Annotated in this window: 19 protein-coding genes; 10 read left to right on the top strand and 9 right to left on the bottom strand. The window is 63.0% G+C overall.

The genetic code is table 11. The features are described 5' to 3' along the window. Positions 1-73 precede the first annotated feature (73 nt). Both ASD12_RS30315 and ASD12_RS30310 read left to right on the top strand, forming a co-directional pair. On the top strand, positions 74-469 hold the full coding sequence (locus ASD12_RS30315) for an acyl-CoA thioesterase (protein WP_056595507.1): 396 nt from the start codon (positions 74-76) through the stop codon (positions 467-469). Positions 470-586: 117 nt separating this feature from the next. Continuing rightward, the gene (locus ASD12_RS30310; RefSeq protein ID WP_056595503.1) at positions 587-790 is read left to right on the top strand and encodes a hypothetical protein; all 204 of its coding nucleotides are present in this window, start codon (positions 587-589) and stop codon (positions 788-790) included. 149 nt (positions 791-939) lie between these two features. Here ASD12_RS30310 and ASD12_RS30305 read toward each other — a convergent pair whose 3' ends face one another. Continuing rightward, a complete protein-coding gene (locus ASD12_RS30305) occupies positions 940-1,308 on the bottom strand; it encodes a helix-turn-helix domain-containing protein (RefSeq protein WP_056595500.1) in 369 nt (122 codons plus the stop codon). Between the two features lie 104 nt (positions 1,309-1,412). Here ASD12_RS30305 and ASD12_RS30300 point away from each other — a divergent pair, with 104 nt between their 5' ends. Continuing rightward, positions 1,413-2,018, top strand: a complete 606-nt coding sequence (locus ASD12_RS30300) for an NADPH-dependent FMN reductase (protein WP_056595497.1) — start codon at positions 1,413-1,415, stop codon at positions 2,016-2,018. A 55-nt stretch (positions 2,019-2,073) separates the two neighbouring features. Here the strand turns inward: ASD12_RS30300 and ASD12_RS30295 are convergent, their stop codons facing one another. Beyond that, positions 2,074-2,487: a helix-turn-helix domain-containing protein gene (locus tag ASD12_RS30295; protein WP_082525762.1), complete on the bottom strand. Its 414-nt coding sequence runs from the start codon at positions 2,485-2,487 to the stop codon at positions 2,074-2,076. Between the two features lie 97 nt (positions 2,488-2,584). On the opposite strand from ASD12_RS30295, the gene ASD12_RS30290 reads away from it, so the two are divergent. Beyond that, positions 2,585-3,565, top strand: coding sequence for a zinc-binding dehydrogenase (locus ASD12_RS30290; protein WP_056595494.1), 981 nt, complete (start codon positions 2,585-2,587; stop codon positions 3,563-3,565). A 103-nt stretch (positions 3,566-3,668) separates the two neighbouring features. Further along, positions 3,669-4,595 (top strand): DMT family transporter, encoded by a 927-nt coding sequence (locus ASD12_RS30285; protein ID WP_056595985.1) that lies wholly within the window; start codon positions 3,669-3,671, stop codon positions 4,593-4,595. Between the two features lie 38 nt (positions 4,596-4,633). Here ASD12_RS30285 and ASD12_RS30280 read toward each other — a convergent pair whose 3' ends face one another. Continuing rightward, positions 4,634-6,151, bottom strand: a complete 1,518-nt coding sequence (locus tag ASD12_RS30280) for a winged helix-turn-helix domain-containing tetratricopeptide repeat protein (protein WP_200950982.1) — start codon at positions 6,149-6,151, stop codon at positions 4,634-4,636. 224 nt (positions 6,152-6,375) lie between these two features. On the opposite strand from ASD12_RS30280, the gene ASD12_RS30275 reads away from it, so the two are divergent. Next, positions 6,376-6,630 carry a DUF1127 domain-containing protein gene (locus ASD12_RS30275; RefSeq protein ID WP_082525773.1) on the top strand — a complete coding sequence of 85 codons (255 nt, stop codon included), beginning with the start codon at positions 6,376-6,378 and terminating at the stop codon, positions 6,628-6,630. A 15-nt stretch (positions 6,631-6,645) separates the two neighbouring features. Here the strand turns inward: ASD12_RS30275 and ASD12_RS30270 are convergent, their stop codons facing one another. The 3 genes from ASD12_RS30270 to ASD12_RS30260 all read right to left on the bottom strand — a co-directional run bounded on the left by ASD12_RS30270 (position 6,646) and on the right by ASD12_RS30260 (position 9,191). Then, on the bottom strand, positions 6,646-7,956 hold the full coding sequence (locus ASD12_RS30270) for a hemolysin family protein (RefSeq protein WP_056595491.1): 1,311 nt from the start codon (positions 7,954-7,956) through the stop codon (positions 6,646-6,648). A gap of 226 nt (positions 7,957-8,182) precedes the next feature. Next, a complete protein-coding gene (locus ASD12_RS30265) occupies positions 8,183-8,434 on the bottom strand; it encodes a hypothetical protein (protein ID WP_056595488.1) in 252 nt (83 codons plus the stop codon). A gap of 55 nt (positions 8,435-8,489) precedes the next feature. Continuing rightward, positions 8,490-9,191: an LssY C-terminal domain-containing protein gene (locus ASD12_RS30260; protein ID WP_056595485.1), complete on the bottom strand. Its 702-nt coding sequence runs from the start codon at positions 9,189-9,191 to the stop codon at positions 8,490-8,492. A gap of 110 nt (positions 9,192-9,301) precedes the next feature. Here ASD12_RS30260 and ASD12_RS35915 point away from each other — a divergent pair, with 110 nt between their 5' ends. After that, positions 9,302-9,463 carry a hypothetical protein gene (locus tag ASD12_RS35915; RefSeq protein WP_348271739.1) on the top strand — a complete coding sequence of 54 codons (162 nt, stop codon included), beginning with the start codon at positions 9,302-9,304 and terminating at the stop codon, positions 9,461-9,463. Between the two features lie 9 nt (positions 9,464-9,472). Beyond that, entirely contained in the window at positions 9,473-10,021 is a 549-nt protein-coding gene (locus tag ASD12_RS30255; protein ID WP_348271740.1) for a gamma-glutamylcyclotransferase, read from the top strand. 39 nt (positions 10,022-10,060) lie between these two features. On the opposite strand, the gene ASD12_RS30250 is transcribed toward ASD12_RS30255, so the two are convergent. From ASD12_RS30250 to ASD12_RS30240, 3 genes are all read right to left on the bottom strand, one after another. Beyond that, positions 10,061-10,876 (bottom strand): extensin family protein, encoded by an 816-nt coding sequence (locus tag ASD12_RS30250; RefSeq protein WP_056595482.1) that lies wholly within the window; start codon positions 10,874-10,876, stop codon positions 10,061-10,063. A 116-nt stretch (positions 10,877-10,992) separates the two neighbouring features. Beyond that, on the bottom strand, positions 10,993-12,042 hold the full coding sequence (locus ASD12_RS30245) for an extensin family protein (RefSeq protein WP_056595976.1): 1,050 nt from the start codon (positions 12,040-12,042) through the stop codon (positions 10,993-10,995). Positions 12,043-12,228: 186 nt separating this feature from the next. After that, a complete protein-coding gene (locus tag ASD12_RS30240; RefSeq protein WP_056595479.1) occupies positions 12,229-12,654 on the bottom strand; it encodes a DUF3775 domain-containing protein in 426 nt (141 codons plus the stop codon). A gap of 143 nt (positions 12,655-12,797) precedes the next feature. Here ASD12_RS30240 and ASD12_RS30235 point away from each other — a divergent pair, with 143 nt between their 5' ends. Together ASD12_RS30235 and greA are read left to right on the top strand one after the other, a co-directional pair. Beyond that, complete coding sequence (locus ASD12_RS30235; RefSeq protein ID WP_056595476.1) at positions 12,798-13,334, top strand: tetratricopeptide repeat protein; 537 nt, start codon at positions 12,798-12,800, stop codon at positions 13,332-13,334. Positions 13,335-13,607: 273 nt separating this feature from the next. Next, a complete protein-coding gene (gene greA / locus ASD12_RS30230; protein ID WP_013530066.1) occupies positions 13,608-14,081 on the top strand; it encodes a transcription elongation factor GreA in 474 nt (157 codons plus the stop codon). Positions 14,082-14,089 lie beyond the last annotated feature (8 nt).

The following is a 14,089-nucleotide window of genomic DNA, read 5'->3' as shown; positions in this document are numbered from 1 at the left end:
GGCAGTGGCGCGTTGACCTCTCGGCGCCGTGACGATACGGGATCGAGGGCAACCGGTCTCGAAGGATTTTCCCATGGTGCAGTACGCTGAAGGACGGCCGCTCGGCGATCTGACGCTGCGCACGCTGGCCATGCCTTCGGATGCCAATGCCGCCGGCGACATTTTTGGCGGCTGGGTGATGGCGCAGATGGATCTTGCCTGCGGCATCCGCGCCGCCGAGCGCGCCAAGGGCCGCGTGGTGACGGCCGCGGTGAAAGAGATGTCATTCGCCAAGCCGATGAAGATCGGCGACACGCTGTGCATCTACACCCATGTAGAGCGCGTCGGCCGCACCTCGATGACGCTCAAGGTCGAAGCCTGGGCGCAGCGCTACCTCTCCGACTTGATGGAAAAGGTCACCCATGCCGATTTCGTCATGGTGGCGCTGGACGGCGAAGGCAAGCCGAAAGCGGTTCCCGCCGAAGGCTGACGGAAGCCGTTTTCTCCCATGCTTGGCCATTTGTAACAGCGCCCGTTCGGGAGGCGCTTTTCGCGACATCCAATGGTTGCCTCCAGGCCCGATTGTGTGGGCGTCGGAGGAGAGACAATGCGTCAACATATGCTGAACGGCTGGCTCGTGGCAGCCCTGGTCGCGACGACCTGCCTGCTCGGCGTGACCGCTTATGCGGAGGTGAAGGAAGACATCTCGCGCATTGCCTGCACGCATGACCACCCGGCCCTCGGCGAGCGGGCCGCGCGGTGTGATATCTGTGCCGCGATGCGATGTGATGGCAGCCCGTCAGGAGCCTGAGATCAGCCGTCAGAGGATGGGGCACAGAGGCAATACGCCAGTGAACACACTGCGTGCGGTCGGGCAGCGATCCGCACGGCCGAGATGGAATTCCGGATCAGGTCAAGCCGAAGTCACGCGCAGACTGCATCCCTTGCTGGCCAAGGGTTTCAAACGTGCATGCCGTCGAATTTTTCGCGCGCCGCCTTGACGCGCGTGGTGTTCTTGCGCGCCCATTCGCCTAGCGCGCTGACCGGGATCAGCAGCTCATGACCGAGCTCGGTGAGCTCATAGTCGACACGCGGCGGTATGGTCGGAAACACCGTGCGAGTGACGAAGCCGTCGCGCTCCAGCCCGCGCAACGTGGTGGTCAGCATCTTCTGCGAAATGCCGCCGACGGCTGCGCGCAATTCATTGAAGCGCAGCGGTCCGTCGCCCAGCTTGCCGACGACCAGAACGGTCCATTTGTCGCCGACGCGCTGCAGGATTTCCGAGACGGCGCGGCAGTCTTCGGTGTTGTGCGGGTGCCTCAGTAACAAAACGGTGCCTCCTTGCGTCTCGAGTTGGCAGTATCTCATATAGCGCCGGTATCCAAACGATACCAGCTTTACTTGCCCCGGAATCGCTTACTAGGAGAGCCCCCATGTCAAAACCCAAGATCGCCATCATCGTCGGTTCGACGCGCGCCGCGCGTTTTGCCGACGTACCGACCCAATGGATCGCCAAGATCGCCAAGTCACATGCCGACATCAACGTCGAAGTCGTCGACCTGCGCGACTTCCCGCTGCCTTTCTTCGACGAGGTCGCATCCTCCGCCTGGGTGCCGTCGACGAATGAAGTGGCACAGCGCTGGCAGAAGAAGGTCGCCGAATTCGACGGCTTCATCTTCACCGCCGCCGAATACAATCACGGCCCGACAGCCGTGCTGAAGAACGCCATCGACTACGCAGCCAACGAATGGAACAAGAAGCCGGCCGGCTTTGTCGGCTATGGCAGCGTCGGTGGTGCCCGCGCCGTCGAACAGCTCCGCCTTCATGCCGTCGAATTGCAGATGGCGCCGGTCAAGTCGGCTGTCCATATCGCCTGGAGCGATTTCCTCGCCGTCCGCCAGGGCGAGAAGAAGCTGGAAGATCTCGAGCATCTGAACCAGGCCGCCAGCGCGCTGGTCAACGACGTTGCCTGGTGGGCCAAGGTGCTCAAGGCAGCGCGGCAGGCCGATGCCGTCGCCGAGGAAGTCAAGGCGGCCTGACCGCCGGTTCGAATTATCCTCCCAAGGATATGGGGCGGCGCTTGCGCCGCCCTTTTCAGTTGGGGGAGGCCATGCCGTCTTGTTGTGCCTGTCTCGGCCGGATAACGCAGTCGGCGAGGCGGCCCATCTCGTTCAATTCGTCGGCGTGATGCTGGCCCCATTGGCAAAGCGCCAGCAGGATCGGCTCGAGGCTGAGGCCGAGGCGCGTCGCCGAGTATTCGACGCGCGAGGGCACTTCGGCGAAGATCTCGCGGCTGACGAGACCATGTACTTCCATTTCGCGAAGCTGCTGGATCAGCACTTTCTGGGTGATGCCGGGCATGATCGCCTTCAGCGCCGACAGCCGCCGGGGACCATCGAAGAGATGGTAGAGGATGACCGCCTTCCAGCGCCCCGCGATCACTTTCAGCGCCCGTTCCGCCGGCAGCGTCGGCAGTCTCTTGACGGGCATTCTGTTGGGATTGGGCATGGTCACCTCCTGGTCAGCAGGGGACAAATGAGTGTGTAGTCGAGGCTCCGCAGATAGTGGCAAACCGCTGGCGATGCCAGTGCGATCGGAGTTTGCCATGAAAGCCATTCAACTCAGCCGCTTCGGCGGTCCCGACGTGCTGGAGGTGGTCGATCTGCCGACACCGGTGCCGCAGGCTGGCGAGGTGCGGATCCGCGTTCATGCCGCCGGCATCAACCTCTTCGAAGTGCTGATGCGGGCCGACCGCTACGCGGTGACGCCGCAGCTTCCCATGATCCTCGGTGTCGAGGCGGCGGGCGTCGTGGAGGCCGTCGGGCAAGGCGTGGATACACAGCTGCTCGGAACCCGTGGGGCGGCGCCGCTGTTCATGTCGCGGCGTCCTCACAGCGGCTATGCGGAGCAGGTGACGATGTCAGCCGACCTCGTCGTGCCGCTGCCGGACTCGCTGCCGTTTGAGGATGCGACGGCCTTGATGGTGCAGGGGCTGACCGCCCTTTATCTGCTTCGGCAAAGCCCGCCAGAGGGCAAGTCGGTGCTGGTCCCGGCCGCGTCGGGCGGCGTGGGATCGTTGCTGATCCAACTGGCCAGGCTGAAGGGCGCCCGCCAGGTGATCGCAGCCGCCGGCGGCAAGGCCAAGCTCGATCCTTGCCTCTCGCGGGGAGCCGATGCCGGAGTCGATTACACCAATCCGGATTGGCCCGCCCGCGTCCGCGACGTCACGGACGGGAAGGGCGTCGACATCATCTACGATACAGTTGGCGGCGCGCTGACGGCTGCGTCGCTGCAGGCTCTGGCGCCTGGCGGCGAACTGGTGTTCGCGGCACTCGGCCGTTATGCGCTCGCGGCTTCCGATCTGGAGGCGATGATCGGCCGCAACCAGTCGCTCAGGGGTTTCGCGCTACTGCCGCTGTTGTCTCCCGACGTGCTGAGAGCCAACCTGTCAGAGCTGTTCCAATTGGCGGCGAGCGGCCGTCTGCAGGTAGCGATCGGCGGCCGCTTCCCGCTCGATCAAGCCGGCGATGCACACCGCTTGCTGGACGAGCGCCGCTCGACAGGAAAGGTGGTGCTGATGCCCTAGTTTCGCAGCGGACACCACGCCAATCGGATTGGACCTCTACATCGATGGTCCTGCCATCTGGCCGCGCTGTCTTGCCCTGATATATCCGGCTGCAATCCGTCACATGAGTGAAGCCGTGAAGACATCCAGCCTGACCGGCGCCGTTTCCCCGATGATCCCGGTGCTCGTATGCGCGCTCGGGATCTTCCTGCTGTCGGGGATGGACGCGGCGATGAAGACCCTGGTTATTGCGGTGGGCGTCTACAACACGGTGCTCTGGCGCAGCATGGTCGCGACCGTGGTCGCGGGTGCTGCCTGGTCGGCAGGGCCGCGCGCAACGCCAACCTTTCCGGTGCTGAGGCTGCATGCGCTGCGTGCCGCAATTGTCGGGATCGTCCTGATATCCTTCTTTTGGGGTCTCGCCAGGCTGCCGCTCGCCGAGGCGATCGGGCTGAGCTTTGTCGCGCCCCTGTTTGCGCTCTTCCTTGCCGCGCTGCTGCTGGGCGAACGGATCCGGCGGCAGGCCGTCTGGGCATCGTTGGCTGGCATCGCCGGCGTCGCGATCATCATGGCCGGCCAGTTCGGGCAGGCAAGCTATTCGCAAGATGCCATGCTTGGCACGGCAGCGGTGCTCGTATCGACGGTGTTCTACGGCTACAATCTGATCCTCGCCCGGCAACAGGCGCAGTTGGCCAAGCCGATCGAGATCATGTTGTTCCAGAACCTTTGCGTTGCCATCTTTCTCGGCCTCGCAGCACCTTGGCTCGCCGTCGCGCTGCCGAGCAATCTTTGGCTTCCCCTGGCTGGGGTGACGGTGCTGTCGCTTGCCGGTCAATTCCTGATGAGCTGGTCCTACGCCCGCGCCGAAGCGCAATATCTGATCCCGACCGAATACTCGGCCTTCATCTGGGCGGTCGCGCTTGGCTGGTTCTTCTTTGACGAGGAGGCGACCTGGACCACGCTGACCGGAGCATGCCTGATCGTCGCCGGCTGCCTGATCGCCGCGCGGGCAAATCCGAAACTTGCCGAGCCAATCGAGGCCGCAGTTTGAGGGAGCAAGTCATGTGATGCCGGGATCACGCCTGCGCGTCACTTGGGAAGACCGGCCTTGCGAAAGCCGTCAACGAAATGCTCAAGCATAGCGGTGTCGCGGAATGGCTCCGTTGTGGCCCAGTGATGGGTCGTGAAATGCGGGTTGCCGACGAGGAACAGTTCGACCTCGGCGCGCGCCTCGTCGAGCCGGCCGAGTTGGGCCAGGCTTGCCGCCAGGAAACGGCGTGAGCTTGTACGATAGGTCTCGTCCCTGCGCAGTGTCTCGATAGCGGCTTCGTAGTCGCGCGCCGCATATTGCGCCTGGCCGAGCGTCAGATAGTACCAACTCGCCGGAAACGGGTTCAGCCGGAACGCCTTGCTGATATGCTCAAGGCCCTCTTCGACCCGCCCGGTCAGGACCGCGATGTCGGATAATGCCGCCCAGGTGTCGGCCTCGTTCGGGTCGAGCTCGATCGCCTTGGCGAATTCGGCATCCGCCTCGGCGAAGCTGCGCTCATAGGCAAGCAGATAAGCCAGAATCCAGCGACAGCCAGCATCATTGGGATCGATCGCCACGGCCTTGCGGGCGAGTTCCAAGGCAACGCTGCGGGCAGCTTCAGTTGGTCCGCCCCAATGCACCTGTCCCATCCAGTGGTTCATGGCAAGCCAGCGATAGGGCTCGGCGTAGTCAGGATCGAGCGACACCGCGCGCGTGAGCATCAGATGCGCTTCCTGCGCCATCTGCGGCGAGTCGTCGATCAGCTTGCGCGCCCGCACGCAGAGGTCGTAGGCCTCGAGATTTTTGGGCCGATTGCGCGGCGGCGATGCGCGCAGCCGGCCGAGCAGCGCCTCCACGATCTTGGCCGTCACCTCGTCCTGAACGGCAAAGATATCCTCCAGGCCGCGATCGAAGCGTTCCGCCCACAGATGATCGCCACTCACCGCGTCGACCAGCTGTGCGTTGATGCGCACGCGCCCCGCGGCGCGTCTTGCGCTGCCCTCCAGCAGGTAGCGCACGCCAAGGTCTTCAGCGATCTCGCGCACGTCCGTCGCCTTTCCCTTGTAGGCAAAGGCCGAGTTGCGCGCGATGACGAACAGGCCGGAGATTCTGGACAGGTCGGTGATCAGGTCTTCGGTCAACCCATCCGCGAAGGAGTCCTGCTCGGGATCGTTGCTGACATTGACGAAGGGCAGCACGGCTATCGATGGTTTGCCAGGCAGCGGCAAGGGCTTTCGCTTCGCGCCAGCGAGCTGTTCGACGGTTCCCGTGAAACGGTAGCCGACGCGCGGAACGGTGGATATCCATTCGCCGCCGTCGGCGGCCGGACCAAGCAGCTTGCGCAACTGCGCGATCTGGACGGTGAGGTTGCCTTGCTCCACGGCGGTGCCCGGCCAAGCCGCGTCCATCAACTCGGCTTTCCCCAGAATTTCGCCGGGCCGTCCGACGAGCGCCGCGAGCAGATTTAGCCCGCGGTAGCCAACGGCAACGGACACATCGTTCCGAAGCAGCGTTCCCGCACCCGGATCAAGCACGAACGGACCAAAGGCAAAACGCGATCCCTGCATAGGGCGCATCTATAGAGCAATTCCAGGAAAAGTGTGAAACGGTTTTCCGGCCGGAGTTGCGTCAAAACAAAGAGTTAGAGCAGTTTGCTGGTTCCGTGAACCGGAAAACTGCTCTACCCGGTTTGGAAGTTTTGAGAACTATTTGGGAAGGCTTAATTACGGCGCTGTCCGTATCGCGCAGAATTCAACCTCTTTCGAGAGCCCTCCGGCCCTCAAACCATATGGAGGTTGCCATGACCAATACCCTCACCTCGGCCTTGCATTGTGCAGCGCGGCCTGAAACGCCGGTGGGGCCGGCGTCGCGTCGGCACCTGACGACCCTGCGAAGCATCATCGCGACCTGGCACGATCGGACCTGGCGCGAGCGGATACGCTTTCGCTGGCAACTCAGGCAAATGTCGAAGGACAATCCCCATTTGATCGACGATATCGGTCTGACGATACAGCAGGTCGAGGGAGAGATCGCCAAGCCCTTCTGGGAACGATAGGGCGATCATCGACAGTCAGCGCACCGCCTCGCGGTGAACGCCGGGCAGGCGGGTGGCGATCAGCTTGTCGATGCGGCGGCCGTCAAGATCGACCACCTCGAAGCGCCAGCCCTGCGCGTCGACGCATTCGCCGGTCGCCGGGAGATGGTGCATGTGTGCCAGCACATAGCCGGCGACGGTCTCGTAGTCGCGGTTTTCCGGCAGGTCGATGCCGAGAATGTCGGCCATCTCGTCGGCCTGCATGTAGCCGGCGAGCAGCCATGAGCCATCCTCGCGCTTGACCGCGTTTTCCTCATCGCCGGCGTCGGTGTCCGCCCGGAACACGCCGGTGATGGCTTCGAGGATGTCGGCCGGGGTGACGATGCCTTCGAAGTGACCGTATTCGTCATGCACCAGCGCCATCGGCACGTCGGATTCCTTGAGCTTCTGCAGCACATCCAGCGCGTCGGCCTGGTCGTAGACGATGGGTGCGGCGCGCACATGCCTGCGCGGATCGAGCACGCGGCCGGCAAGCATTGCCGCCAGTACGTCGCGCGTCTGGACGACGCCGACCATGACATCGACGCCGCCGTCGCCGGCCGGCAGGCGCGAATGCTGGGTTTCCATCAAAAGCTTGCGGATCGCGCTCTCGTCGGATTGCAGATTGATCCAGTCGACCTCGGTGCGCGGCGTCATCACCGCTCGCACGGCGCGGTCGCCAAGCCGCATGACGCCGGCGATCATGCGCCGCTCGTCGGATTCGATGGTGCCGTGATGCTCGGCCTCGGCGACCAGCATCTTGATCTCCTCGTCGGTGACCTTCTCCTCGCTTTCGCCGCGCTGGCCGAGCAGCCACAGGATGGCGCGGCCTGAGAAGTCGAGCAGGAAGACCAGCGGCGCCGAGACGGTGGCGAGGATGGTCATTGCCGGAGCGGCCCTGGCGGCGACCCTTTCGGGATCACGCAGAGCGATCTGCTTGGGCACAAGTTCGCCGACGATCAGCGAGAAATAGGTGATGATGGCAACGACGATGCCGACGCCAAGCGGGTCGGCGAGATTCTCGCGCATGCCCGTCGAGGCCAAGAACCGCGCCAGCCGTTCGCCAAGCGTGGCGCCGGAAAAGGCGCCTGACAACACGCCGACCAGGGTGATGCCGATCTGCACCGAGGACAGGAACTTGCCGGGATTCGAGCCAAGCTCAAGCGCGCGGCCGGCGCCATTGATACCGCGGTCGATCATCGCTTTCAGCCGGGCCGGGCGCGACGAGACGATGGCGAGCTCGGACATCGACAAAAGGCCGTTCACGCAGATGAGGACGACCACGATAGCGATTTCGACATATAGCATGAGCGGTCAATAGCATTGCCGCGCGGTCTTCGAAAATAGTCCGGCGTGTTTTTTGAGAAATGACCGGCACTTCGGTCAGGGAATCCGCGGCGGTAAGGGAACCGTCAGGGATTTGGCATTGCTGCGAAGGGTCCGAAAAAGCCAACGACCAGTGACAGCTTCCCCCGTTTGGAAACGCGGCACATGTCCATGCTGTCGGCGCCTCGAAATCCGTTGTCGCCTCTCGCTACCCAGCCAAAACGCAGGAAATCATGATGGATATCGACAAGGTCGTCCGGTCGAGCCAGAGGCCGGGACGGGCTTTCACGACCTGATCGATATGATGGAGCAGAGCCTCGGCTCCGGAGATTTGCACCGTCGGATCGATGTACGTGCCGTCCGGTTCGAATGAGGCGAACAACAGGCGGCGACGCTCTTCAGGCTTCGGGTCGAACCAGGCCCTGCAGTCGCTGTTCACCACACTTTCCGCTTCGAACATCAGAACCTCCCTTTTGAAACCGCCGGACTGTCTCGGCTCGCAAGGTTCGCGCGACCTACTGTTTCAGTATACCGACAATCGCCTCGCCATCGGTGAAGTATGGATCGCCGCCACCATTGCGTCCGGTGCTGGTGGCGCCGACGCCGGCAATATTGCTGGTCGAGATCAACACACCGGCGGTCGCCAGATCGCGCATCAGAAAGTCGCGCTCGGCGTCGATGTCGGGGCCGATATGGTGGGTGACGGCGCCGGTGTCGTGGCTTAGGCCAACGCCGCGGTCGAAGCTGGCCGAGCCCAGCCACAGTGGCCGGCCGTCATCGCCGGTCGCACCGGTCTGCCAGAAGCGGACATGATGCCGGCGATCGGCGCTGAAGCCCTCCGGCTTTTCGAAGGCGAGATCCTGGGCGTGGCCGTCGAACAGCAGCCTGCTGACCGGCGCATCGGGGTAGGGGTGGTCGAACAGCACGCTTTCACCAATTTCGATCGCGGTCTTCAAGGTCACCGCGTCGGCGGTGTCCCAGCCGGCGACGGCGAAGGCATGGACCACCTCCTTCTGCGTGCCGACAAGACCGACATTGATGGGGTCGCCCGGAATGCCTTGCGGCGTGTGCGTCACCATCTCGAAGCTCTGCTTGCGAAAGCCGCGATCGCGGAATGTCCAGAATTCAGGTGCCGCGAAATAGGCGAGCGCCAGATAGGCGGCCAGCAAGGCCGCCACCCAGATCGCAACGCGTCGTCGAAGGCTTCGTTGGCTCATGAAGGAGGCTCGATCCCAGCGGTATCTGTTGCCTGACGTATCTTGGAAATCAATGGCCAAGCACGCGCTGGCGGTCTATCGTCAGCCATCGTTTTTGCGCGGGGGCAGGAATGAAACGGAAGCCGGCAGGCCACAGATCGATGGCGTTGACCGCCGAGCTTGTCGCCAGGGTCGATCGTATCGAGCCGGATCCCGGTCCAGAGCCTGGAACCAGCGAGCATACCGACGCGGAGTTCGATGATCTGGTCGAAAAGGTGCTTGCCGAATACTGACCCGAAACGCTGTGGGTTTTCGCTTACGGCTCGCTTATCTGGAATCCCGAATTCGTCCATGTCGAGCAGCGCCCGGCCACGGCGCCAGGTTGGCACCGCTCATTCTGCCTGAAGCTGACGCGCTGGCGTGGAACGCGCGATTTGCCGGCCCTGATGATGGCTCTCGACCGTGGCGGCAGCTGCAATGGCATCGTTTATCGACTGCCAGCCGAAGACCATTTCGGGCAACTCGGCCAGTTGATGCGCCGCGAGGTCGATGCGAATCCGCCAACTAACGTGCCGTGCTGGATCAAGGTCAAGACCAAGGAGGGTCCACTGTGCGCCCTGGCCTTCGTTGCTGCTCCAGACGGTAGGGCTTATGCTGGAAGGGTGCCGCTGGAACAGGTTGCGGACGCGCTGGCACGGGCTGCTGGGCATTGGGGTTCGTCGGCGCAATACCTGTTCCGGACTGTCGGCAAACTGGAGGAAAGCGGCATTCGCGACCGGAATCTGTGGCATATCCAGGATCTGGTGGCACGGCAAATCATCGCTTCCACCGGTGGCGCCGATCCTGCCTGATCGTTTCTGAAGCCAGCATCCACTTTTCGAGATCATGCTCTAGCGGCAGGCGCGATAACCGTTCCTGCGGTTCTTGATGTCGAAATGGAAATGGTTGCGGTGGTCGTAATTGTAGCCGGGGCCGAGCACGGTGGTGAAATACTGGCAGCCGTCGGCGCGCACATTGTTGAGGAAGCCGCGGGTGCGGAAGGCGAACAGGCCGGGCTTGCGCACATCGATGTCGTCGCCATTGTTGAGCTCGATGCTCATGACGTCGACTGCATTGCCCTTGCCATGCTCGGACAATACACCTTCGCCGGCAATCCTGCGGCAGGAATAGCTGGAGCCCTGGTGGATGGTCTTGACGCCGGAGAAATAGCGCCAGCGGGCGGAGGGTACGAGTTCATTCTTCGTCCAACCGGCAAAGGTGGCGGCCATGTCGCAGGTCAGCGTCGCGGCGGGTTTCATCTGGATGTTGCCGATGGCCGAGACCTTGACCGGATAATCGATGCCGCACTGGCCTTCATGGATCGGCGCCAGGTCGGTGAAGGCAACATCGAGGCGCTTCAATTGCTGGCGGCAGTCGGTTTCGCTGGCCGGCATCTGCTCGACCGGCGACATTGGCTCGTCCATGCGCGGATAAGCGGCCTGCGTCATATAGGGATTGGAGGGGACAAGCTTCTGCATGCCGGCATATTGCGGCACGGCGGCAGTCTGGGATCCGACGTCGACGGCCGGTTCAAGCGACAGCACACTGCCGGTGTTGCAGGCGGAAAGCGCCACGAGGGCAAGGCCGGCGGCCAGCCCGCCGACTGCCGAGCGCATGCGTCTCGATTGCCGCACTGCGGCAAGCGCGGCGCGAAATGTTCCGGCCATGAGCGGAATCCCTGTTCCCAGATCTCCGGCATTTTAACGATCAAGGGTAAAGGAAAACGCAGCGCCCGCGTTCATGCCTGCGGCCGAATTGCGGCACGCGGTCTGACCAGCCATGCTTACTGGCAGAACGTCCCCCCGTGCCGGCGCGGTTCGAGATCGAGATGGAAATGCAAGGAATGATCGGCATCGGCCCCAGGGCCGAGCACGGTCTTGAAGGGTCCGCACGCGGCCTTGCGCACGGCGTTGAGGAATTTGGCGTCCTGCTCGGGCGGCGCCGGGCCGATCTCGATCTTCTTGCCGTCCGACAGCGTGAAGCCGGCGATATCGAGGGCGTTGCCGAAGGCATGTTCCGACAGTTTTCGTGTGCCATTGCGTGGCCGGCAGACAAAGGCCGATGCCTGGCTGATCGATTTCAAATCGGCGCCGAAATCGGCTTTCGCGGCCGGCTGGATGACATCTGCCGCAAAACGCGCGGCCACCTCGGCCATCGGGCAATTGAGTTCGGTGCCCGGCGCGATGGCGATCGACTTGCCGATTGTCTTGATCACGATCGGGTAAGGGATCGAGCAGCCGATTTCGGGATTGCTTTCCGCCTTGTGCTCCTCGAATTCGACGCCGAGCGCCTTCAGCCGCTCGCGGCAAGCGACTTCCTCAGCGGGCATCTTGCCGTCGGGCAGATCGGCCGAGCGCGGGTCGGGCAGCATCTTCTTGTCGCCTGCGTCCGCCGGCTTTTGCAGCGGCTGTGGGGCGACTGCCGGCGCTTGAGCCTCGGGCTCCGCGATGTCAGGCTTTTGTGTCGGCGTTGGCGCGACGGTTGGCGGCTCCGGGGCAGAGGGTTCAGGGCGCACCTGACTTTTTGGATGGGATTTTTCTTCATTGAACCGGTCGGGCGCTCCGGCGGTCTTCGGACCTTCCGTCTTTTCCTCGGTCTTTGCAGCGTCGGCCTTCGGAGCCTCCGCCGGGCGTGGCTCGGGCACCGGAATAGGGGGTCCGGGCACCGGAATACCGGGCCCGGGCACCGGAACATCGGCAGGCGAGGGCAGCGGAGCCTGCGTTTTCTGCTGTGTCCGGTTCGGCGTGACCTGCCGGTGGCGCCGCGGTTTCAGGCGCTGCCCGCCCCGCGGTTTCAGGGGCTGGTCGACCCGCGGCGTCAGCGGCTGCTCCACCCGCGGCGTCAGCGGCTTGTGATGCCGATGGCGATGTCTGGCCTCGGCCGGCATCACCAGCAAAGCCGTGACGGCCATGAGCAATGCGATCCTGCATGTTCGGGAAAAGACAATCGACCCCATGGCCCTCAACGGCGCCGAGGCAGGGAGGTTGCCTGCGTCGCATCACGAACGGTAACCGCGTCGTTACGCGCCGATCGCTTCCAGCCCTTCCTCCAGCCAGTCGGCGAGCAGCGGCATGCCAAGCAGGTATTTTGCGGTGCGTTTGTTGGCGCGTTCGCGCGCCGCGGCAAGCGCGTCCGCCCATTCGGTGGCGTCGTAGTCGCCGCGACCGACCCAGGCCAGCGCGATCAGTTCGGCTGCTTCATCGACATTGAGGTCGTTGATCAGCTCGCGCAGCTCTTCTTCGGTAAGGTTCTCGGAGCTTTCCTCGGCAAGGCCGTCATGGTGATGGTTGACATGGGACTCGCCGTCGAGCTCGACCTCGTGCTCGGCGCCATCGGCATAGTCTTCATTGACGGCGGCACTCAGCGCCTTGGCCTTGAGGATGAACAGACGCACGGTGTCGGGGCCGATCGAAAGGTCCCAGTCCTTTTCAAGCCACCGCTGCACGGGCCGTCTCCGTCAGGTCGTTTGCCGGATGATAGCGAATTTGCGGCGTCCGTCACCTGATGTTCTCCCGCTCGCATTTTTCCGGGATGAAACGCGAACCGTCTGGCGTTAGTGTTGCATTCTCACCCCTCAAGGAGGCTTCGATGCATAAAAGAATGCTGATCCAGGCTGCAACCGCGCTGGTCGCTCTCCAGTTCTTCGCCGTTCCGACGTTCGCCGCCGGCAGTAGCGGTGGCAGCGATCAGACCGTCACCCAGTGCAAGAAGGGCGAAGTCTGGGACAAGAAGAAGAAAAAGTGCGTCGCGCCCCAGGAAGGCATGCTCGACGACGACAGCATCTATGATGCAGGCCATGCGCTGGCGATGGCCGGGCGTTATGACGAGGCGATTGCCGTGCTCAGCCTGGCCGCCAACAAGCAGGATCCGCGCATCCTCAACTATCTCGGCTATTCGCACCGCCATTCCGGCCGCGTCACCGTCGGCCTCGGCTACTACGAGGAAGCGCTGCGTATCGACCCCAATTACACGCTGGTGCGCGAATATCTCGGCGAAGCGCATCTGCAGATTGGCGATCTGGCCGGCGCCCAGCAGCAGTTGATGGAGATTGAGAAGCGGACCGGCAAGGGTTCGCGTGAATACGGCATGCTGTCCGAGCAGATCGACCATTTCATGAGAAGTTGAAAGGCCCCCAGGGCTGTTCGAAGCGGCCGCGAGCGATCGCGGCCGCTTTTTTGTTACGCCTCGGACTTATTAGCCGCTCCCGACTGATGAAAGCGGGGATGATTTTTGCAAAACCGATTTTTGGACGTGAAAAACCCGCGAAGATTGCTATATTCAGGGAAATTGCGGTGAAACGGTTCCGTTAGCCCGAGGCTGCCGGACCGTTTTCTTTTTGTACCCATCGACAAGGCTTTCCCCGAAACGCGGGGGTGGCAGCAGGAAAGGTCAGGCATCATGAACAAGGTCCCGATGACAGGCGAGGGGTTCGCGTCATTGAAGGAAGAGCTGCGCTGGCGCCAGCAGGAAGAGCGGCCGCGCATCATCGAGGCCATCTCCGAGGCGCGCTCGCATGGCGACCTGTCCGAAAATGCCGAATATCATGCCGCCAAAGAGGCGCAGAGCCTCAATGAGGGTCGCGTCAACGAGCTTGAAGATTATATCGCGCGCGCCGAGGTGATCGACGTCAGCAAACTTAGCGGCGACAAGATCAAGTTCGGCGCCACCGTGGTGCTGGTCGACGAGGACACTGAGGAAAAGAAGACCTACCGGATCGTCGGCGACCAGGAAGCGGACGTGAAGTCCGGCCGCATCTCGATCTCCTCGCCGATCGCCCGCGCGCTCATCGGCAAGGAAGTCGGCGACGCCATCGAGGTCAATGCGCCTGGCGGTGCCAGGGGGTATGAGATCGTCCAGGTGCAGTTCATTTAGACAAGGTC

The organism is Mesorhizobium sp. Root102, from assembly GCF_001425625.1.
In the GTDB taxonomy this organism is placed as follows: Bacteria; Pseudomonadota; Alphaproteobacteria; order Rhizobiales; family Rhizobiaceae; genus Mesorhizobium.
Note: the sequence above shows the minus strand (reverse complement) of the source record. Positions and strands in the feature narration are given on the sequence as shown.